The 18,556-nt window shown below is 43.1% G+C and carries 26 protein-coding genes and 1 pseudogene; 1 reads left to right on the top strand and 26 read right to left on the bottom strand.

What is annotated here, in order from left to right; translation table 11 throughout:
• The 24 genes and pseudogenes from AC1DLM_RS31065 to AC1DLM_RS31180 all read right to left on the bottom strand — a co-directional run.
• Positions 1-143: pseudogene (locus AC1DLM_RS31065) on the bottom strand (stage IV sporulation protein A); the annotation flags it as partial.
• Positions 144-392: 249 nt separating this feature from the next.
• Positions 393-1,136 (bottom strand): hypothetical protein, encoded by a 744-nt coding sequence (locus AC1DLM_RS31070; protein WP_477572132.1) that lies wholly within the window; start codon positions 1,134-1,136, stop codon positions 393-395.
• Positions 1,137-1,157: 21 nt separating this feature from the next.
• The gene (locus AC1DLM_RS31075) at positions 1,158-1,505 is read right to left on the bottom strand and encodes a 2Fe-2S iron-sulfur cluster-binding protein (RefSeq protein WP_477572133.1); all 348 of its coding nucleotides are present in this window, start codon (positions 1,503-1,505) and stop codon (positions 1,158-1,160) included.
• Between the two features lie 5 nt (positions 1,506-1,510).
• Positions 1,511-2,101, bottom strand: a complete 591-nt coding sequence (locus tag AC1DLM_RS31080) for a nucleotidyltransferase domain-containing protein (RefSeq protein WP_441986781.1) — start codon at positions 2,099-2,101, stop codon at positions 1,511-1,513.
• A gap of 25 nt (positions 2,102-2,126) precedes the next feature.
• Positions 2,127-2,420, bottom strand: a complete 294-nt coding sequence (locus AC1DLM_RS31085; protein WP_056614418.1) for a 2Fe-2S iron-sulfur cluster-binding protein — start codon at positions 2,418-2,420, stop codon at positions 2,127-2,129.
• Positions 2,421-2,441: 21 nt separating this feature from the next.
• The gene (locus AC1DLM_RS31090; RefSeq protein ID WP_056614420.1) at positions 2,442-2,621 is read right to left on the bottom strand and encodes a DUF2768 family protein; all 180 of its coding nucleotides are present in this window, start codon (positions 2,619-2,621) and stop codon (positions 2,442-2,444) included.
• A gap of 98 nt (positions 2,622-2,719) precedes the next feature.
• The gene (locus tag AC1DLM_RS31095; RefSeq protein ID WP_441987048.1) at positions 2,720-2,986 is read right to left on the bottom strand and encodes a stage VI sporulation protein F; all 267 of its coding nucleotides are present in this window, start codon (positions 2,984-2,986) and stop codon (positions 2,720-2,722) included.
• Between the two features lie 111 nt (positions 2,987-3,097).
• Positions 3,098-4,123, bottom strand: coding sequence for an NAD(P)H-dependent glycerol-3-phosphate dehydrogenase (locus tag AC1DLM_RS31100; RefSeq protein ID WP_477572134.1), 1,026 nt, complete (start codon positions 4,121-4,123; stop codon positions 3,098-3,100).
• A gap of 31 nt (positions 4,124-4,154) precedes the next feature.
• Positions 4,155-4,757 carry a glycerol-3-phosphate 1-O-acyltransferase PlsY gene (plsY, locus tag AC1DLM_RS31105; RefSeq protein ID WP_477572135.1) on the bottom strand — a complete coding sequence of 201 codons (603 nt, stop codon included), beginning with the start codon at positions 4,755-4,757 and terminating at the stop codon, positions 4,155-4,157.
• Positions 4,758-4,770: 13 nt separating this feature from the next.
• Positions 4,771-6,096: a ribosome biogenesis GTPase Der gene (der, locus tag AC1DLM_RS31110; protein ID WP_068670360.1), complete on the bottom strand. Its 1,326-nt coding sequence runs from the start codon at positions 6,094-6,096 to the stop codon at positions 4,771-4,773.
• A 129-nt stretch (positions 6,097-6,225) separates the two neighbouring features.
• Positions 6,226-6,405, bottom strand: a complete 180-nt coding sequence (locus tag AC1DLM_RS31115) for a capping complex subunit for YIEGIA (protein WP_441986784.1) — start codon at positions 6,403-6,405, stop codon at positions 6,226-6,228.
• A gap of 16 nt (positions 6,406-6,421) precedes the next feature.
• On the bottom strand, positions 6,422-7,324 hold the full coding sequence (locus tag AC1DLM_RS31120) for a YIEGIA family protein (RefSeq protein ID WP_441986785.1): 903 nt from the start codon (positions 7,322-7,324) through the stop codon (positions 6,422-6,424).
• 4 nt (positions 7,325-7,328) lie between these two features.
• The gene (locus tag AC1DLM_RS31125) at positions 7,329-7,949 is read right to left on the bottom strand and encodes a YphA family membrane protein (RefSeq protein WP_441986786.1); all 621 of its coding nucleotides are present in this window, start codon (positions 7,947-7,949) and stop codon (positions 7,329-7,331) included.
• Between the two features lie 126 nt (positions 7,950-8,075).
• A complete protein-coding gene (gene fni / locus AC1DLM_RS31130; RefSeq protein ID WP_477572136.1) occupies positions 8,076-9,134 on the bottom strand; it encodes a type 2 isopentenyl-diphosphate Delta-isomerase in 1,059 nt (352 codons plus the stop codon).
• 29 nt (positions 9,135-9,163) lie between these two features.
• Positions 9,164-10,477: a 30S ribosomal protein S1 gene (rpsA, locus tag AC1DLM_RS31135; RefSeq protein WP_477572137.1), complete on the bottom strand. Its 1,314-nt coding sequence runs from the start codon at positions 10,475-10,477 to the stop codon at positions 9,164-9,166.
• Positions 10,478-10,627: 150 nt separating this feature from the next.
• Positions 10,628-11,209: a lysophospholipid acyltransferase family protein gene (locus AC1DLM_RS31140; protein ID WP_441986789.1), complete on the bottom strand. Its 582-nt coding sequence runs from the start codon at positions 11,207-11,209 to the stop codon at positions 10,628-10,630.
• A gap of 2 nt (positions 11,210-11,211) precedes the next feature.
• Complete coding sequence (gene cmk, locus AC1DLM_RS31145) at positions 11,212-11,895, bottom strand: (d)CMP kinase (protein WP_477572138.1); 684 nt, start codon at positions 11,893-11,895, stop codon at positions 11,212-11,214.
• Between the two features lie 139 nt (positions 11,896-12,034).
• Positions 12,035-12,259 carry a hypothetical protein gene (locus AC1DLM_RS31150; protein WP_441986791.1) on the bottom strand — a complete coding sequence of 75 codons (225 nt, stop codon included), beginning with the start codon at positions 12,257-12,259 and terminating at the stop codon, positions 12,035-12,037.
• Between the two features lie 66 nt (positions 12,260-12,325).
• Positions 12,326-12,979, bottom strand: coding sequence for a flagellar brake protein (locus tag AC1DLM_RS31155; protein ID WP_441986792.1), 654 nt, complete (start codon positions 12,977-12,979; stop codon positions 12,326-12,328).
• 97 nt (positions 12,980-13,076) lie between these two features.
• Positions 13,077-14,447 (bottom strand): germination protein YpeB, encoded by a 1,371-nt coding sequence (ypeB, locus tag AC1DLM_RS31160; protein WP_441986793.1) that lies wholly within the window; start codon positions 14,445-14,447, stop codon positions 13,077-13,079.
• Positions 14,448-14,580: 133 nt separating this feature from the next.
• Positions 14,581-14,739: a hypothetical protein gene (locus AC1DLM_RS31165; protein ID WP_164483569.1), complete on the bottom strand. Its 159-nt coding sequence runs from the start codon at positions 14,737-14,739 to the stop codon at positions 14,581-14,583.
• A gap of 58 nt (positions 14,740-14,797) precedes the next feature.
• On the bottom strand, positions 14,798-15,505 hold the full coding sequence (gene prsW, locus AC1DLM_RS31170) for a glutamic-type intramembrane protease PrsW (RefSeq protein WP_477572139.1): 708 nt from the start codon (positions 15,503-15,505) through the stop codon (positions 14,798-14,800).
• A 183-nt stretch (positions 15,506-15,688) separates the two neighbouring features.
• Positions 15,689-16,294, bottom strand: a complete 606-nt coding sequence (locus AC1DLM_RS31175) for a genetic competence negative regulator (protein WP_171628842.1) — start codon at positions 16,292-16,294, stop codon at positions 15,689-15,691.
• A gap of 248 nt (positions 16,295-16,542) precedes the next feature.
• Positions 16,543-16,854: a hypothetical protein gene (locus tag AC1DLM_RS31180; protein ID WP_477572140.1), complete on the bottom strand. Its 312-nt coding sequence runs from the start codon at positions 16,852-16,854 to the stop codon at positions 16,543-16,545.
• 183 nt (positions 16,855-17,037) lie between these two features.
• Between AC1DLM_RS31180 and AC1DLM_RS31185 the strand changes: the two genes are divergently transcribed.
• Positions 17,038-17,889 carry a polysaccharide deacetylase family protein gene (locus tag AC1DLM_RS31185; protein WP_477572141.1) on the top strand — a complete coding sequence of 284 codons (852 nt, stop codon included), beginning with the start codon at positions 17,038-17,040 and terminating at the stop codon, positions 17,887-17,889.
• 69 nt (positions 17,890-17,958) lie between these two features.
• Here AC1DLM_RS31185 and AC1DLM_RS31190 read toward each other — a convergent pair whose 3' ends face one another.
• Both AC1DLM_RS31190 and AC1DLM_RS31195 read right to left on the bottom strand, forming a co-directional pair.
• Positions 17,959-18,171 carry a hypothetical protein gene (locus AC1DLM_RS31190; protein ID WP_441986798.1) on the bottom strand — a complete coding sequence of 71 codons (213 nt, stop codon included), beginning with the start codon at positions 18,169-18,171 and terminating at the stop codon, positions 17,959-17,961.
• Positions 18,168-18,556 (bottom strand): lysostaphin resistance A-like protein (locus AC1DLM_RS31195; protein ID WP_477572142.1); only part of this gene is annotated, 389 nt, incomplete at its 5' end. The genes AC1DLM_RS31195 and AC1DLM_RS31190, both read right to left, overlap by 4 nt.

Consider the following 18,556-nt stretch of genomic DNA (forward strand, 5'->3'; position numbering starts at 1 on the left):
CTTTGAATGTTCGGAAGCACTACAGATTCCACAAAACGCTTAATAAAGGTTGATTTCCCTGTCCGGACTGCGCCGACAACCCCCAGGTAAATGTCCCCTCCCGTTCGTTCTGCAATGTCCTTAAAGATATCCACTTTCTCCAAGAGAATCCCTCCTACAGTTTGGTCGTCAACTGACGCTAGTGACGGTAACAATTGACTACTCGTACATTCATTTGGACTAGTAAAAATATATGTACTTTCGATAGAAATATGATAGATGCGTTCCAACTTTTTTTCGCTCATATTTTATGAAGCACATACGGCTTTCGAAAGAATATATGATCAGTCGGTTCCGCTTATTCTATAAAGACAAAAAAACCTCTTACACATGGGTAAGAGGTTTGCTTAAATTCAATTCTGAGGCATAGGTTGATTATCTTTCCAAGCATAGGAAACGCTACGAATCGGCACGAAGTAGGATTTCTCTACGAGAATCTGCCTCAAATCCTGATCCGGTTTCAAGGAACTTTCTAAAGTATTATTCTTAATGAACGTGTTGATATCCATCGCATAATCAATGGATACTTCTCCCGTTTGCTTATTTAGAATGTACGTAATGGCATTTTTTCGATTATACACGGATTTAATATCAGGTTCTTTCATCCCTATCAACTTGAAATCTACATAGGCAAAGGCTTCATTCATGGCGACCCCTTGCGGCATATTGCCACCATGCTTCGTTATGTAATCATTCACTTTCTTCTGCACATCTTCCACACTTTGATAGGCAGACAGATCCATTAGCTTCACAGTAGGCTTCGTTTCGGCATCAACCAGTACGTAGATGAAGACACCACCGCTTTCAAATGCGTTCGCTGGGACCGTACTGAGCAGATTCGTTTTTTTTAGTTTAGGAAAATCGATCACATACTTCTCATAGAGTGGTGTCGTCATCTCGCTATTCTTAATGGGAAGTACGCCTGTTTTTTCATGATAGCTATCTACAGCTTGTTGCACCACAGTAATAAATTCGGCAGGATTAATTTGATTCTCTTTCCGTRGCTCTTGTGGATATGCGCAGCCTGTAAGCAAAATAACCAAGATAAGTGCCAGAAGCGAGCTTCGACCTTGGGTTCGTTGTCGTTTTATTTTCACTATTCAACCATCCTATCTTGTCTAAATGAAATCGTCATCCTCCGCTTGTCTAGCTAGCTGTGCTCGAATTGCTGCCTTTAAGGGATCCTCCGGTATGTTTACTTCCACATTACCAGTTACTCGCGCTTGGCATGCAAGACGAACCCCCTCATCAGCTAGGGAGCCAAGTTTTAACCGTTCATTCGTATTCAGAGGGGCTAGACCACTTTGGTCGCCTACCTTTACTTTACACATTAAACAAGCGGCCTTTRCTCCGCAACGAGTTCTAATATGAACTTTGGCTTTGTTACCTGCGTCCAACAATGTTGTGCCGGGTCTTACTTTAATTTTTTTATTATCTGGCCAAAAATGAACATCAAACACACTCATAAGCGTCACCGGTTCCAATCTAGCAATTCGTTCATTTTTACATGAAATTCATGACCCCACTGATTACGGTTCATTAAATCATTCAAAGCCTGCATATGTTTGTCGGGATGATCTTGCATCATTCTGAGAATCGGTTCATAGCGATCAGGCCGATTTCTAAGTACATTAAAGAGAAACTCATGTGCTAAAGGCATCACTGGAACCGCCCACGTATCAATGGAGGCAGGACTATAATAGTTCTCAGACAAGTAATTGACTTCAACTTGATACAAAGATCCCAGTGCCTTTACTTTAAAATCACCAACAACCTCAACGATATGTCCATCAATCCGATAATGACTCAGCATCGAAGCATATATAGGTGTTTCACTAAATTCTGGGTTATCCATCGCGTAAGGCTGCAGCAACTGATGTACCGTGTGAACATCCTCCAGATCGATATAAATATCCAAATCTCTGGGAGTTCTTCCAATATCGACGTTATGCATGAGTAAGCCACAGCTTCCGCCAATTAGCCATTGCACGTTATGGGCTTGCTGTAACCGAGTATGAATAGTCGAAATCGACGGGAGTAGTGGCTCCAGCAGTTTCATCATGCCCACACCTTTCAGGCAGTAATTTTTAAAAATAAGGCTTGTGCGTAACGGAAATCGTTCCTACTTGCTTTACTACGCATTGACATGCTAGACGGTAGCCCTGTGCAAGCTCCTCTGGCTCTAGTCGATCTTCTTCTGCTTCGGAAGCCTCTGCGAGCAGCTCACGACCCTCAGCAACGTAACAGCGACATCTCGCGCAGGTTCCTCGTGTACATGAAAATCCCCAATCCACATCTGCCTTCAAAGCATGATCCAGAATGGTTAATCCCGTCTCGGGCGTTAGTTTTATTTGCGTTTTGCGTGTTTTCAGTTCTAACATGATGATTTCCCCTCCGGTTGGTTAAAACAAAGAAGATAACATAAAAAGTAAGATAGGAATAAACATTAAAAAAGCAATGAATGACAACACTCCGCGCCATACGCCAGATGTTCTTGTACGTGCATACGAGATCAGGAATGACGCAACAACCATCAGTCCCATGGCCACAAATGATGCCCACATTTTGTCTAAAGGTGACATATGATAAACTCCTTATGTAAAAATCGTGAAAATGAAACACATGTAAGTATAGCACAGAATGAGAAAAAAGCATAAAGGGGATGAACCCCTTCATGCTTCTATTTCTTACCCAGCATCATGCTCATTAATTGCTGCATGTTATTGGTATCAAGTTTACTGCTTTTAACGGCTTGAATGATATCATTAATCGTTTCTTCAGACACCTTGACATTCACTAATCCAGAAACCTGTTTTATGAGAGCTCTTAATTGAACTTCACTCTGCATGGTAGATGGTTTCACTCCACTTGCAATTTTTTCGATATCTTTAGCTGTTACGGATTTGCCCGTCTTCTTCTTGACCACACTTAATACGTCCTTCGACATATCTTTATTCGCCAATTGTGCCGCCTCCTGTACCCTAAGCTATTGAGAATTCCTGATAGGGTATAGTATGAATGCGGAGAAGATCTGGTGTAGGCTATCTCCAGCCTTTTCTCATCTTGTCAACGGTAATTCTTCCATTTCGTGTGTCCGCACACGTCCCATAAGATCACCTGCTGCAAGCTGTGGAGATTTCCCTTCAAATAAAACATTATGTAATTCATTCGTAATCGGCATAGTGACCTCAAAGCGTTTCGCCAGATCATAGGCTGCTTTCGTCGTTTTCACGCCTTCAACAACCATTCCCATTTCCTTGAGCACATCTTCTAATAGAATCCCTTTGGCCAATTTGTTGCCTGCTCGCCAATTTCTACTATGTTTACTTGTACAGGTAGCGATCAAATCACCAATTCCAGCTAACCCAGCAAAGGTAAGAGGATTAGCGCCCATTGCAGTACCTAACCGCGTGATTTCCGCGAGCCCTCGAGTAACAAGTGCCGCTTTCGCATTATCACCGAAATCTAAACCGTCTGTTAGCCCTGCGCCAAGTCCAATGATATTCTTCAGTGCGCCACCTACCTCAACACCTGTTACATCCGGATTCGTATACACACGGAAATATCGCGTAATAAGCAGGTCTTGAGCAGCTTCAGCAGCTTGTAAATCCTGTGCAGCGACAACGACTGTTGTCGGCATTTTGCAAATAACTTCTTCCGCATGACTGGGTCCGGAAAGGACCACAAATCGCTTCGGATCCATCTCTGGGAGCTCATCCGCTAGTACCTCTGTCATACGTTTGAGAGTTCCTGTTTCAAATCCCTTAGTTGCATGAATGATAAGCGTATTTTTCTTCAAAAATGGACGCATTCGCGAAGCAACCTCACGCATGCCTGAAGATGGGACCACCATAATGATGGCATCCGCATCTTGCACGGCTTCTTGCAAAGAATGGGTCGCTATAATCGAAGGAGATAACGATATTTCTTTGAGAAAACGACTATTTGTGTGCTTTTCATTAATTTCTAACACTTGTTCTTCATTACGAGACCATAGAAGGACTTCTTTCCCATTATCCGCCAATACCGAGGCGAGTGCCGTCCMCCAACTTCCAGCTACAAGGACCGATACTTTTTGTGTCACGGTTTCCCCTCCTACGCGTAGTTGTTTTTCGTTAGGCTCTTTTCTGGCCCAGCTTGTTTTCTTTACCTTGAATAAGCTTCACAATATTCGTCCGATGACGTAAGAACGCAAAAGCACATAGCAAAATGCTTATCCACAATACAGGTAACGGCCGGTCCATCCCCCAAATTAGAAAAGGTAAGAGTGCTGTAAGAATAAGGGAGCCCAGCGATACGAATCGTGTGATAGCGATGATGACGATTGCTGTTAATCCTGCGATCAATGTAGGGACAAAACAAAGTGTCGCCATGACACCAATGGTGGTCGCAATGCCTTTTCCACCGCGAAAGCCGAAATACACTGGCCAATTATGCCCTACAATGGCTGCTAAACCACACAAAACACGAATCCAGATGTCGTCAGGTCCCGGGGCAGCCCACACGCCTAGTAAGACAGCTACGACGCCTTTCAAGGCATCCAACAGCAGGACAAGGATTGCTGGCCCCTTCCCGAGAACGCGGAGCGTATTCGTTGCCCCCGCGTTCCCACTACCGTGCTTGCGGATATCTATTCCCTTAAACCATTTTCCGAATAAATAACTAAAGCTGATGGATCCTAGTAAATAGCCCACTACAATTGTTATTATCGAAACCAATGTACAACATCTCCTATTCTTTGTCCGAAGTTTTTCTACGGCTCAAGATGCGAATGGGCGTTCCTTCAAAGCCAAATGCAGCACGGATTTTGTTATCTAAATAACGTTCGTACGAGAAATGCATAAGCTCTGGCTCATTCACGAAGAGTACGAACACAGGTGGCTTAACGGCTACTTGCGTCACATAATTAATGCGCAGACGCTTCCCTTTGTCCGTTGGCGGCGGATTATATGCAACCGCATCGGAAACAACATCATTCAGGAGATGCGTTTGAACGCGCAAGGCATGATTCTCAGCCACTTGTACGATAACAGGCAGCAGTTTATGAAGCCTCTGTGTTGTTTTCGCAGATACAAACACGATCGGTGCATAACTCAAGAACAAGAAATGATCGCGAATCGTCGTCGTAAAATGTTGCATTGTCTTATCATCTTTCTCAACGATATCCCATTTATTTACGACAATGACAATCGCTTTTCCTGCTTCATGCGCATAGCCTGCAATATGTTTATCTTGGTCAATAATACCTTCTTGTCCGTCGATTACAACCAGCACCACATCTGCTCGCTCAATAGCTTTCATTGCCCGCATTACGCTGTATTTCTCGGTGTTCTCATAAACTTTGCCACGTTTTCGCATGCCAGCTGTATCAATGATAACGAACTTCTGTCCATCACGCTCAAACGGTGTATCGATCGCATCACGTGTTGTACCTGCAACGTCGCTCACAATAACTCGCTCTTCACCAAGAATCGCGTTCGTCATCGACGATTTCCCAACGTTTGGACGACCAATCAAGGCGAATTTAACAACTTCTTCGCCATACTCGTCATCGGTTTTGTCCGGAAATAAATTACAAACAACCTCAAGGAGATCGCCAATCCCAATTCCGTGCGAACCCGAAATCCCTACAGGATCACCGAAACCAAGGGAATAGAATTCATAGATATCATCTTGACGCGCCAAATTATCCACTTTATTTACTGCCAAGACAACTGGCTTCTTCGAACGGAACAATAGCTGCGCTACTTCCTCATCCGATGGAGTTACACCCGCCTTCGCGTCAACCATGAACACGATGACATCCGCTTCTTCAATCGCAAGCTCAGCTTGTACACGAACAGATTTCAAGATTACGTCTTCGCCGTCAATTTCAATACCGCCAGTATCAATGACACTAAACGATGTATTCAGCCATTCACCAACACCATATAAACGATCTCGTGTAACACCTGGTTTATCTTCTACGATCGCCATACGATCKCCTACGATTCGATTAAAAATGGTGGATTTCCCGACATTAGGTCGGCCAACAATTGCAAGTACGGGTCTAGCCAATTTACATCTCTCCTTCGGATTCCATGATCGTACATGGAAAATTACGCAACTTACATCATAACAAAAAAGAGGCGCCTTGGCTAATCTCTTTTGAGACTTCCATCAAATATGCGCCCATTCTCCAGATAATCAGGAATGTTTCACCAGAATCATCGTACCATTTTTCAGATCATGGGCATTCGCGTCTAACATTTTCTCCAAAGAGAATGCGGTTCTCTGCAACTCCTCTTCACTTTCAACCACAAAGATTGGTGCACCGCCAGCAATCCGGTCTTTCGACAATGTCACGATCGCGAGAATTTGCGACATAAGGGCATTACCCCTCCTACTTTTTATTTACTCCAGCTTCAGAAGGCATGCGCACAGCACTTTCAAGAACAGGTACACGATGGAGGGCAGTGAGCGTTTTCTCTTTGTCATTTTCCTGCAAAAGCAAAAGCAAACCTATCGTCCCTGAGTCCAGGTCCAATTTAGCCATGGGTCGTAAAGAAGGTTCTCCCTCATCACGATACACGCCGAACAAAGTAGACATATCATACATAATGGCTTGCCTCTGGCCAACATGAGAAATCGTAACACGTGCATTCCGATTTTTGGGCTTAATTAGAAAGCCTTGACCGTATTTCATTATTTTCTCACGTGAATCCTGAAGCCCAACATTCATGATATATATAGAACCAACAGAAGCATCAGGCCCATCCATATGAATATCAGCGGGTTCAATATCAGCGATATCCCCTAATTTGCTTCCTGATTTAAAAAAGTTTGCGAGCCAAATCGAGATTACTCCAGCAGCTATCCCCCAGTACCAAGCACCTAATATACTGAATAAGGAGGCCATGAAAGCTGTCATAATGACCAAATAATTACGACCTTCGAAAACCATCGCAATCCCTTCGATATAGGCAGCTCCACGGGGTACAAGTTCTAACTCATCCACTTTCGTTAAACTCTGTCTTTCCATATTGCGTACATCTCTAAATTGTTGTGCCGCCAAGGAAAGAAACGTGACTGCCGTGTAGTTTTTCTCCAACAGCGCAGGAACGGCAACCGCTCCAAGACCAGCAGCGATCACACCGAGTGAGACATGAATAATTTTGCCATGTGGATACGTTGGATATTGCCGATAATCCGTCCGAAGCATATTGATCCGCGATATAATACCAAAAATAACACCAATGACAATCCCGATGGTATAACGATGTGAATGTAACCACGCCAAATCCATTACGTTAGTTGCCCCCCTTGCGGTCTAACCAGCTTCTCACGACGTTTCGGCAACCACTATATGCAGCTTGTATTACAATCGTTATCGTCCTTGCTGTAAAGATAGACAGCCACCACTGATCTTGGAACGTGGCCATGCCCAGTTGATGAAATCCATCTACTAGATGAATACCTGCTTGATACATATCCCCGATCAGATATCCGATCGAAATGGCAGCAATTTGCTCCCATGCATTACGCTGCACGATTACGGCTACAACGGCAATCAACAGAGCAGTCTGCCATTCTGAATTACGAATGATAAGGATAGGGTCCATTTCTAGCAGTTGTTGAAATAGAAAGTGAAGTGAACCGATCAGAAGTCCTATGGAAAGCAGATGTAGCTTATGTATAAAACCTTGTGTGACATAAAGAATACTAAAGGCAATCGTTAGTACAACAACATAGACAAGCTGGATATGTACATGTTGTATCGTCAGCGTTACTCGCGATCCGATCAGCCAAGAGGCAAAAAAAAGAAGCATGCCTTTATGCGATATACTTCGGATGTACAGCTCCTTCCAGCCGCTAGCGAGCAAGATCAACGTGATGCAAAGGAGAATAAGCGACAGATAACCGGCATTCATAATCAAACCACCTAGCCTGCTTAGCTACCGATGACTTTCAAATTCATCGATTTGCTTGCGGATCTTCAGACTCCCCCTATACAAATAAGGGAGATCTGCCTGATCCTTAGTATGGCAATATTTTGATTATTTACTCTGATTAGTTCGCTCTGCGTATGAAGTTAAGTCAATACCTCTCGTTCGACACCATTCCGCGGTATCTCCAACGATGACTACTGGGCATCCCGTAAGGGCTTGAATCGAATTAGCGCCTAACGCTGTCATAATTAAAATAAGTCCTTGGTGCAGCTCTTCTGCATATGTGTGAAGTGCATCTACACCATCTATACGCAATACCTTCAGAAATGCGCCTGCCATGCCCACTGCCGATGCGCCTAAGGTAAGTGCTTTCGCCGCTTCCAATGCATTTGTAATGCCGCCTGACGCAATAATAGAACCCCACGGATAAACAGATAGGGCCTCTAATAAAGTCATGCTTGTCGGTGTACCCCAATCATTCAGCCAATTTAATGCAGCAGGTCGTCTGGCATTTTCAATGGCAGCAAAATTCGTCCCACCTGAGCCCCCCACATCGAGCACCTGAACGCCAATATCTCTCAATTGCTTCGCGTTATCACGCGAAATGCCAAAGCCAACCTCTTTCACAATGACAGGTACGGGCGTAAGACGAACAATGTTTTCAATACGTCCAAGCATACCTACGAAGCTGCGATCACCTTCTGGCATAATTAGCTCTTGCATAACGTTCAAATGGATTTGAAGCGCATTCGCTTCTATCATATCTACAGCTCGCAATGCTTGATCTGTTGTGGCTTCACTCCCCAAATTAGCGAAGATGATACCATTCGGATTCTCGCGTCGCACCACTTCGTAACTGGATGCCACTTCGCTATTCTTAATAGCTGACATCTGGGAGCCAACAGCCATAGGCAAACCTTTCTCCCTCGCGAGTATGGCCAATTCGCGATTAATACTCTCTGTCTCATGAGCGCCGCCGGTCATTGCATTAATTAAAATCGGCGAACTCATAGTGAGATCGCCGATTGTTGTTGTTAAAGCAATATGATCCGTCGAAGTCTCAGGAAGACAGTTATGCACAAGCTTGATATCCGCCAACCCTTGTTGACGGGTTTGACCAAGCTCCAGCGCGTAATGGACATGCTCCATTTTGCGTGAGATGCGCATTTCTGTACCCTCCTAGAAATTGGATCTATTTATTTTTTAAATTTAGCCAGTTTATCTCCGAAACGCTCACCAAGAGTCATGGACAAACCTTGATTGCTTAGGGATACGTTTTCGTTACCAGCAATTTCTTTTTGGTGACTAGCGCTGTTACCACGATCACGATCGCCGCGCGGTTGTCTTTCTCTTTCTGGTTTGCCAGCTGATGACGGAGCCGCTGCACCAGCAGGTGCTTCAGGAGCATCCTCTGTATCTTTAATGCTTAAGCTAACACGTTTCTCAGCAAGATTGATTTCCAAGATTTTCACTTGAACTTCTTGGCCTTCTTTCAAAACTTCATGCGGAGTACCGATGTGACGGTGTGCGATTTGGGAAATGTGAACAAGACCCTCAACACCTGGTGCCACTTCAACGAATGCACCGAAAGCTGCAAGACGTTTAACTGTACCTGTTACGATATCACCAGCTTTGAAATCACGCTCAACATTTGACCAAGGACCATCTTGCGTAGCTTTGATGCTCAAGCTGATTTTGTCATTGGCTGGATCCAATTTAAGGATTTGCACCTTAACTTTGTCTCCTTCTTTAACAACATCAGAAGCTTGTTCAACATGCTGCCAAGCAAGTTCAGAAATATGAACAAGTCCATCAATACCACCGATGTCAACAAATGCACCGAATTGTGTCAAACGTTGTACAGTACCATCTAGTACTTGACCAACTTGAAGACCTTCGATGATTTTCTTCTTGTTTGTTTCGAACTCTTCATCCAAAATATCTTTTTKGGAAAGAATGACTTTGTTTTTCTCGCGATCAATTTCTTTCACACGAAGACGCAAAGTGCGGCCTTTGTAGGAAGAGAAATCTTCAACGAATTGACGCTCAACCATGGAAGCAGGTACGAAACCACGTACACCAATATCCACAACTAATCCGCCTTTAACAACCTCAGCAACAGCTGCTTCGATGATTTCTTTGCTCTCAAGTTGCCCTTGCAGCGTTTCCCAAGCTTTCTCGTTGTCAACAACACGTTTGGACAATACCAACGTTTCTTTTGCATCGTTGATGGAAACGATCTTCAATTCTACTTCTTGACCAAGCTCAACTGCTTGCGCAGCATCATTCAAGCTTACGGAAGAAAGCTCACGAACTGGGATGACGCCATCGTATTTGTAACCGATATCCACGAAAGCTTGATCAGCGTCTACTTTAACGATTTTGCCTTTTACCGTAGCGCCTTTCTTCAACACAGCAACATTGTTAAGCGCGTGCTCTGCTTCTGCTTGTGATACGGCCGTTTCTTGAGCTTCCTGTGATTGATCTTCAACTTTTACTTCATCTGACATGAGATTAGCCTCCTCTATTTACAACCAACAAAAATAATTTATAAGTCACAAAGCAGCAGTCAAGCTCCTACTCTGTTTCAAACACAATAATAAGTTCAAATCACTTTATGGTTAGTATAATTCCAAGCTTTCAATTCCATACATTTCTGCTTATGCTTTACTAGTAACTGTATGTAGTCGGCGAATTTCTTTCATAATCGCTTCCGTCGCCTGCTCCAGATCCTCTGAACTACCGCCTTCATAAGCGCTCATATCAAGTGGTTTACCATAAACGATCGTCATACGACGGAAAAGTGAATAGGTACCTACGATGGCTACCGGAACAACGGCCGCGCCCGACTTCAATGCAAGACTAGCAGCGCCTTTCTTCCCCATTCCACCCGCATTGCTTCTAGATCCTTCAGGAAAAACACCAAGCATATTGCCGTCACGCAGCAGCTGTACAGCAAGGCGAATCGACTCTCTGCTTACGCCTCCGCGTTTAACTGGGAATGCGCCTACTTTAGATATGATAGACCCAAGTACTGGTATATCAAACAGCTCCGCCTTGGCCATGAAATGCACCTTGCGGCGCAGTGGTGAACCTAAGAATGGTGGGTCCAATAAGCTAGTATGATTACCACACAAAACAACTGCCCCTTGCGTTGGAACATTGTCCATTCCGATAGCACGCATTCGAAAAAAAACGGTGAAAATAAATCGAAATAAGGCTCTTCCGATGCGATATAGCATCTTTATTTGCCACCTCCGACTTTGTCCTTGCAAAGTCCAAGAATTTCGTCCACTACTTCTTCGATCGTCATTGATGTACTGTCCATCAACACGGCATCATGCGCCCTACGCAGTGGTGAAATTTTCCTAGCCTCATCGAATTGATCGCGACGTGCGATATCCTGCTCCAATTCGGAAAGAGTCAGTGTATTGGTACCACTGTTTTCTAATTCCTTGAATCGGCGCTCAGCACGTTCCTTCACACTCGCAGTTAAGAAAACCTTAATCTCTGCATCTGGCATGACATGTGTACCAATGTCACGGCCGTCCATGACTACGCCTTTGGAAACAGTCATTTGCTGCTGTAGTGCAACTAACAAATGACGTACAGCGCCATAGCTGGCAATTTGTGAAACATGTGTCGTTACGTCCAATGAACGAATCGCTTTCGTCACATCAACACCATCTACGATAACCTGTTGCCCTTCATCTCCAGGGATGAGCTCAATCTGCATGCGATTGGCTAACGCAGCCACTTCTGTTTCTTGATCAGGTAGCAGCCCTTCTTGCTGTACTTTCCACGTTACTGCTMGATACATGGCTCCTGTATCCACGTAAATAAAACCAAGTGCACCGGCAACTAGCCGTGCTATGGTACTTTTACCGGCTCCAGCAGGACCATCTATGGCAATATTGAACTTATCCAAGCTGCTGTTCCTCCTAACAATACTTCACAGTACCTTACGAACAAAAAAGCAGGCACTTGCCTGCTAATTACTAGAAATTATATCACACAACATGGTCATATGCAAAACTTGGGTTCTATCCTGCCTTGATTTCATGCGCTTATGAGCGTTCTTTTTGCGGATGTTCCGGTACGATATACGGTTGCCCTTCGAGCGGCTCAACACGTGTGAAATGCTTGCGTATATACGCATTTTGCAGTAATGCTTGTACACAAACTAGCAATATTACAACAAAAATTACAGCTCTAATAATGACCTTCTCTACTTTCACAGAAAAGCGCAAAAATAACTGTTCATATGGTTCTGCTTCTTGCTCCTTGGACATGAGATCACACTCCCGCTAGCATCCGATATGCATAGCAGTATACCCTTAGCGTTTATGTCTCAATCCCTAGCGTTTACGAAAATCCATTTGTCTCTCAAAGCAAAAACGAATCAGTTTCTGCCGCTCTCTATCCGCGATCTCTGCAAATCGGATCATAACTAATTGCTTACCCGTCTCCGTTCCTTTCACGCGAACTACTTCACCTGTAAAAGGAATATGTTCGATCGATCCATTTTTGAATGGCGCAAGTACCCAACAAGAAATGATTGCATTTAAGCCTATCGGAATATGTCCATCACATATAAATGAAATACCTCCACCGCCAACATCATCGGTCAATCCAATAAATTGGATCTGGTCGTTCAGCTTTACGGCGATTTCTAATTCTGCTAAAACGCGAAGGAAATTTCTACGTTGTATTTGCGTGATCGCGCTTAACTCTGGAAGCCTCAGTTCGATCAAGCGAATAACATCCTCTGTAAAAGCTACAACTTCTGTTGTGAAATAATGCTTCACACCGCCTTGACCTAGGAAATGAGCACTAATTTCATCACCCTGATAAAGTTTTTTTAATCGTCCTGTCTTTTCATTCAAAGGAATTTCAATGATAATTGCACTCTCTGTCACATCCGCAATTCTAGACTTATATTCGATTTTGGACTCTTCTTCATCAATACTGTTCATTTGCATATGTAAAATCTGGTTGACCTTAGGAAGCAATTTCCGCACCTCCGCGAAGTAATATACATTAATTATACCATGACCTCACCATTTAGATAGAAAAAAAAGAAGCAGGATGATATCCTGCCTCTTCCTCCTATGATTTTCCTTTTGCAACTTCCGCTTGATCCTGGCGAATTGTCTCTATTTTCTCTTCCATGCCCACATCTGCATTTACGTAAACACGATAGATATTGTTATTCATCGTACCGATAAATTCATGACAGAGGACTTCTTCGTCCAGATCATTTTTGATAATCGCAAGCGATTCGCCTGTAACTTTCATTTTAGAACTCAGTTGCTTACGTGCTTGGTCTACCGTAATTTTCGGTTGGCCAATATTGCGTTTCTTCTGTGAATAAATATAATTGGTCGCTTGTAGCCCTGTTACTTCAAGGGTATCTAAAGCAACTTTAACGGTAACTTGTTCCGGATAAATGGTGACATTATTTTCTTTCTTTGCGAACAGAATCGTTGCTGTATTCTGGTATTGATCATAACTAATTGCGCTTAAATCCTTGTACTCATGCCCATCCAGAAATTCATTCGCTACGTCTCTCGCTTGACGAAGATTGAATTTCGCAGTTGGAACATCACGAGACTTCATAAAATAAATCAAATGACCACCTTTTTTGGTGAAATCCATTTGCGTGTCCGTTTTCGAAGCATCATTGCTTGGAATAACAACACTATAACTTTGAAACTCTGGTGCACTTCCGCCGTTCTCGACAACTTTGATGCCGCTCGAATCTTTAACCCCAAGGAAATCAATAGCTTTCTTTTTCACTTGATCTGCCGTCATATCATTGCCCGTCAGCATTTTAACATCATTTTTGGAGAACACATTTAAGCTTCCTGTCCCCCAGTTCAACTCCTCATATCCACCTACTTGTTTATCCACAATCTTAAAGCCATCGATAATCGCATTGTCGTGCATTTCATTTTCAGATGCGAGAGCCGTCTCCACATCCATCCATCGCAAATTATTTGCTATTACTTTATTTTGTACACCCCGAATTTCTTTCGTTATATCAGCAGAATGTGCATACAAGGTGTTCAACGTTTTCATTTCCGCTTCGGTTAAAGGCTGTTTCGTCATATCGCGAACTGACATGCGGTAAGAGAAATTAGCCATATTCGCTAGGAAATCTTCCGTTTTGTTAAAAGGCAGCAGCATTAAAGGCAATTGTGTGATATCACTCTGTGCTTGACTGGTTAAACGCCAAACATTAACCAAACCTTTACGGTAGGATGGTTCCGAGGTTTCATTCACCGCCAACGTGTTGCCTAATTCCGTATGTAGCTTATCCATGTGAAAGGACAGGTCATGAAACGCGCGTTGGTACTGATTCTCAGCCTTAATTAATATCGTATTCTTTTCTTGGTGTTCCAAATACCCCCACACAGAAGCCCCGATTAAAGCCAACAATAGAAATGGAAACATGACGATACTTAATCTTTTATACACAGAACTGCTCCTTTCATACCCAATCTTGCGATTAGTTTTTACGCGTGGAGGCAGGTTTATACAAGATTGACATAAAGTTTATCAAAGCATTCCTACATGCAAAAAAAGGCCTATTCGGAAGAATGGCCTTTCGTTAACTTTCGGTTTCTATTTCAAAATCGTGCTCATTACTGCATATACATTGCCGAAATCCAGTTTCAATCTTGTCTTTTTCCTTTTTGCCTCGCAATACGAACTTCTCACCGCATAACCGACATCGGATCTTCACTTTCACGCGCGTCGTTAATGACATGTATGCCCTCCCGGTCTATCCCCATTCCATGTAATGGAGTTCAACAAATATACAGTCATTATGACCCAAATCTCCCCATTTTAATCTTCTCTTCCACAGTCACAACGCGTAAAGGCGAGTGTGCGTTAGCACGATCTACACGCCATATCGACCGTAACCATAGAAACGTCATGAGGGGAATCATAATCCAAATCCAGCTGTTTTTGAATATAAGCAAAATATAATCAAATGCACCGTGCCACGCAATTGGCAGCAACAGCGATAGCCATAAGTACCTATTTTGCTTATGAGGAACGAATTTGGCCTTGCCCATGTAATACCCCATCATGACACCAAATAAAGCGTGTCCCGATACTGGCAAAAGCGCACGAAGCATCAATGCCGAGAAAGAAGAAGCATGCAAGAATGCGTAAATAATATTCTCMAATGTGGCAAAGCCAAGACTGACAGCTACCGCATACACAATCCCGTCGTAGGGTTCGWCGAAAGCTTCATGACGGAAAATCAAGTGATACAGTAACAACCACTTCAGAAACTCYTCGATTCCTCCTGAGAGAAAAAAGGATGTCATGATCGTGCCATTGCCGAACTCCTGGATAAATGCGTTCTGTAGCACCATCGTCGGATAAACGAGTAGTACACCGAAGAGAAACATCCGTATCACTAAATGGATAGGTTCTGTTTCGTACCGATCCTTCAGATAAAAGTAGGCGAGCAATGAGAGACCTGGCGCTATGGCTGCCAATAAAATAGGCACAATATGCATGTTCCAGCTCCCCTCTGATTTTGAAATTCCATGCTTCTATTATAGTCGTTCTGTCTAGATATTTCTACGTGTAACACAAACGACCTTAGTTGCGTATTATGGAAAACAAAACAAGCATCCTCAAAAACGGTTGTTTTTGGGAGATGCTTGTTTCATTCTTATGCATCAGGACGTGAGTCCCAATTATTTGAAATGGCGGCAGAGCACCTTAACGGCATCATCTGCAATGATTGTTTTCCCGTATTCCTCAAGCACAGCCAAGGTCACTGAAGAAGCTTCACCGAACTCAGATAAGACAGCGATAAGAGCTTGATACTTGGTTTCTTCAAGTTCTACAGGTTCTAGCTGTAAAATATATTTCCCCTTATACGAATACAGGGTACCGCCTTCCATCAGAAGGGGATTAATTACTTTGGATACACGCAGCAGATCTTCAAAATCACGGAAAGCATAGGAGATCAGATCACTTTGTTCAAGCGTAACTTCCATTTCGTACACTTCTTCAGCTTCATGATCATCATATGCATCAGAACTCGCATACAAATCAAGCTTGCCTCTAGTAACGATAACAACCATACCCTGCGCTGGGAGGGCGAATACCTCAACAGCAAGCGGACCGGACGGGTCAAATCCGAGCTCCGAATAGGCTTGATCCATCATCTCACTAAACAACTCGTGCACTTTCGGAATTTCTCTCCACATGTCGTCTTTTTGAATTCCACGTTCAGTTAAGTCATCGAATGTTAGGAAAATCCGTATCTTATCCTGACTTAAGCGTTCTATTTTCATGATAGGATCCTCCTTTGAGCTCTCCAACTGGAAAGCTTGCATCGAAAGCATGGTCACCTTATTTCAATCAGAATATGTTAGAAAAATAAAAAGGTGAACCACTAATACATAAATGGACATGCATCCATCTATTGTTTTCACCTATCATGTTAACACTAAATCTTTGTAATTGCACGCTTAAGTTATGTATAAAAAGAAAAAGCACAGCCGGCCCCGTGGGTATGCCGGACTGTGCTGAGCGCTTATCTTTATTGTATTGTTGCGCTGCTTATTTTATTATCCTGCAGAATTTCATTGACAGTTGCCTTCAAACTTGGGTCTTCTTTGACGATTTTCTCTACTTTGTTTAAGCCATTTGTACTCGTCGAGGAGAAATTTCGGGCTGTAGATTCTCCGAAAGATTTGCTTGTGAACGTTTCTWTTGCCTTATCCATGACATTGCCCATCGATTGACTAGGTGAGCTAAATGCTGAGAATAGCATGGATTTACTTTTACGATTGAGATAAATTACAGCAGCCGCGCCTGCAATGCCACCAAGCATAAATGTTCCTAATTTCATTGGATCTCCCTCCATGATAAGTAGTATGAATCCTTTCTAGGTTGTGCGAGTTTAGAAGTGGACATACATAACTGAAGAAGGAAAACATAGGAGAATTGACATCTGCGAATTGTGATCTATATTGTGGTACTATAAGTGATGACAAAAATGTAAACCATGTAAGGATCTGAGGAGAAGACGAATATGAAAAAGAAAGCAAGCACACTAATCCTAACAGTCATGCTTCTATTGGCTGCCTGCAGTGCAAATCAAACCGAAACAAGTCCTGCTGCAACTATAAGTGTAGCGCCAGTTGTTCAAGTGACATCAGGCCCAAGTGCATCTCCAACTCCCACTGCGGCTCCTACAACCACACCTTCACCAACACCAACTGCTCCTGTAATAGAAGCAGTACAAAAGACCTATCACATGAATAAAAACTATGATATCGTGCCCAACGACCCCAATGGTAATAAAAAAGTCATTTTATTGACCTTTGATGATGGACCTAAAGACCAAGCGATGAATCAATCTCTCATTGATATTCTGAACAAACATAAAGCGAAGGCCATCTTCTTCATGAACGGTTATCGCATTAAGCAAAAGCCAGAACTCGTAAAACTTGTTCACGAAAGCGGCAATATCATCGGTAATCACGCCTGGGATCATGACAATTTGAAAGATATGCCGAATGACAAAATTGATAAGCAAGTTGACGATGTTCAGCAAATTGTGAAAGAAATTACGGGTCAGTCCCCGCAATTTTTCCGTCCTCCATTCGGCTCAGGTAATGATTATTTGAAATCTAAAATTAAAAATAATAAAATGCTTTACATGACATGGTCAAACGGATCATTAGATTGKGACATGACGAATAAGAATAATGATTCGAATAAAATCATTGAGAATGTGTTGCAACAGCTTCATAACGGCAGCAATATCCTCATGCATGAGCTCCCATGGACAGTAGCTGCGCTTGATACGATGCTCACGAAGCTCGAGGAAAAAGGCTATACGTTTGTTGATCCCAATACCATTGAATTAGAAATGAGATAGGAATGAAATAAGAGCCCTATACTGCCGCGAATGTTTCGTTTCGTGGCAGCGTAGGGCTCATTTTATTTGTTACAACGAAGAATTTGAGTACTTGATCCCCCAAACAGTTAAACTCACAACTAAAGCGATAAATAACCAAAGTAATGTCATATAGAAAAGGTTCGTCCATTTGCCTTGCTCTGAAGGGTGTACAGCTCTACGCGGCGGTAAATAGGTATCATCCCCTTGTTGCTCCTCCACGCCAGGATTTGAACGCGAAGCTACTCTTTCTCCAGCACTCATGAACCTTGATCTTCCTCCTTGCTAAACCGAAGTATGCAACCCATCACCATATCAATCATAAAGTGAGCAATTATTGGTGTCCATAGGCTTCCCGTATGAAGGTAAATCCAACCTAAGCCATAGCTAATACCAAAAACCATCCCTGTCATGAGCCAATGCTGTAGATAGCGAACATGGATTGCAGCAAATAAAATACTAGTCCAGTAAGGCCCCCAGGCATGTTGAATCGCACCACGGAATAGGACCTCTTCACAGACAGAAACGATAAATGAAATAAGTGCAATATGCCAAAGGGCCCTATTACCAAAAATCATTTGATTAATACCACCGTCATCAGATACTTCTTTGGGTACCCATCGCGAAATAAGAATGTCAACTCCAAGGA

This window comes from Paenibacillus sp. 01T442, from assembly GCF_056398345.1.

Bases quoted from the DNA above. Each gene is read 5' to 3' on its own strand.
- AC1DLM_RS31080 (WP_441986781.1), bottom strand. From the start codon at position 2,101: ATGATGAAACTGCTGGAGCCACTACTCCCGTCGATTTCGACTATTCAT.
- AC1DLM_RS31120 (WP_441986785.1), bottom strand. From the start codon at position 7,324: ATGGATTTGGCGTGGTTACATTCACATCGTTATACCATCGGGATTGTC.
- fni (WP_477572136.1), bottom strand. From the start codon at position 9,134: ATGCGCATCTCACGCAAAATGGAGCATGTCCATTACGCGCTGGAGCTT.
- AC1DLM_RS31190 (WP_441986798.1), bottom strand. From the start codon at position 18,171: ATGAGTGCTGGAGAAAGAGTAGCTTCGCGTTCAAATCCTGGCGTGGAG.
- AC1DLM_RS31085 (WP_056614418.1), bottom strand. From the start codon at position 2,420: ATGTTAGAACTGAAAACACGCAAAACGCAAATAAAACTAACGCCCGAG.
- AC1DLM_RS31175 (WP_171628842.1), bottom strand. From the start codon at position 16,294: ATGAAAATAGAACGCTTAAGTCAGGATAAGATACGGATTTTCCTAACA.
- AC1DLM_RS31150 (WP_441986791.1), bottom strand. From the start codon at position 12,259: ATGTCCAAGGAGCAAGAAGCAGAACCATATGAACAGTTATTTTTGCGC.
- AC1DLM_RS31095 (WP_441987048.1), bottom strand. From the start codon at position 2,986: ATGTCGAAGGACGTATTAAGTGTGGTCAAGAAGAAGACGGGCAAATCC.
- AC1DLM_RS31165 (WP_164483569.1), bottom strand. From the start codon at position 14,739: ATGTCATTAACGACGCGCGTGAAAGTGAAGATCCGATGTCGGTTATGC.
- AC1DLM_RS31090 (WP_056614420.1), bottom strand. From the start codon at position 2,621: ATGTCACCTTTAGACAAAATGTGGGCATCATTTGTGGCCATGGGACTG.
- AC1DLM_RS31125 (WP_441986786.1), bottom strand. From the start codon at position 7,949: ATGAATGCCGGTTATCTGTCGCTTATTCTCCTTTGCATCACGTTGATC.
- AC1DLM_RS31115 (WP_441986784.1), bottom strand. From the start codon at position 6,405: ATGTCGCAAATTCTCGCGATCGTGACATTGTCGAAAGACCGGATTGCT.
- AC1DLM_RS31140 (WP_441986789.1), bottom strand. From the start codon at position 11,209: ATGCTATATCGCATCGGAAGAGCCTTATTTCGATTTATTTTCACCGTT.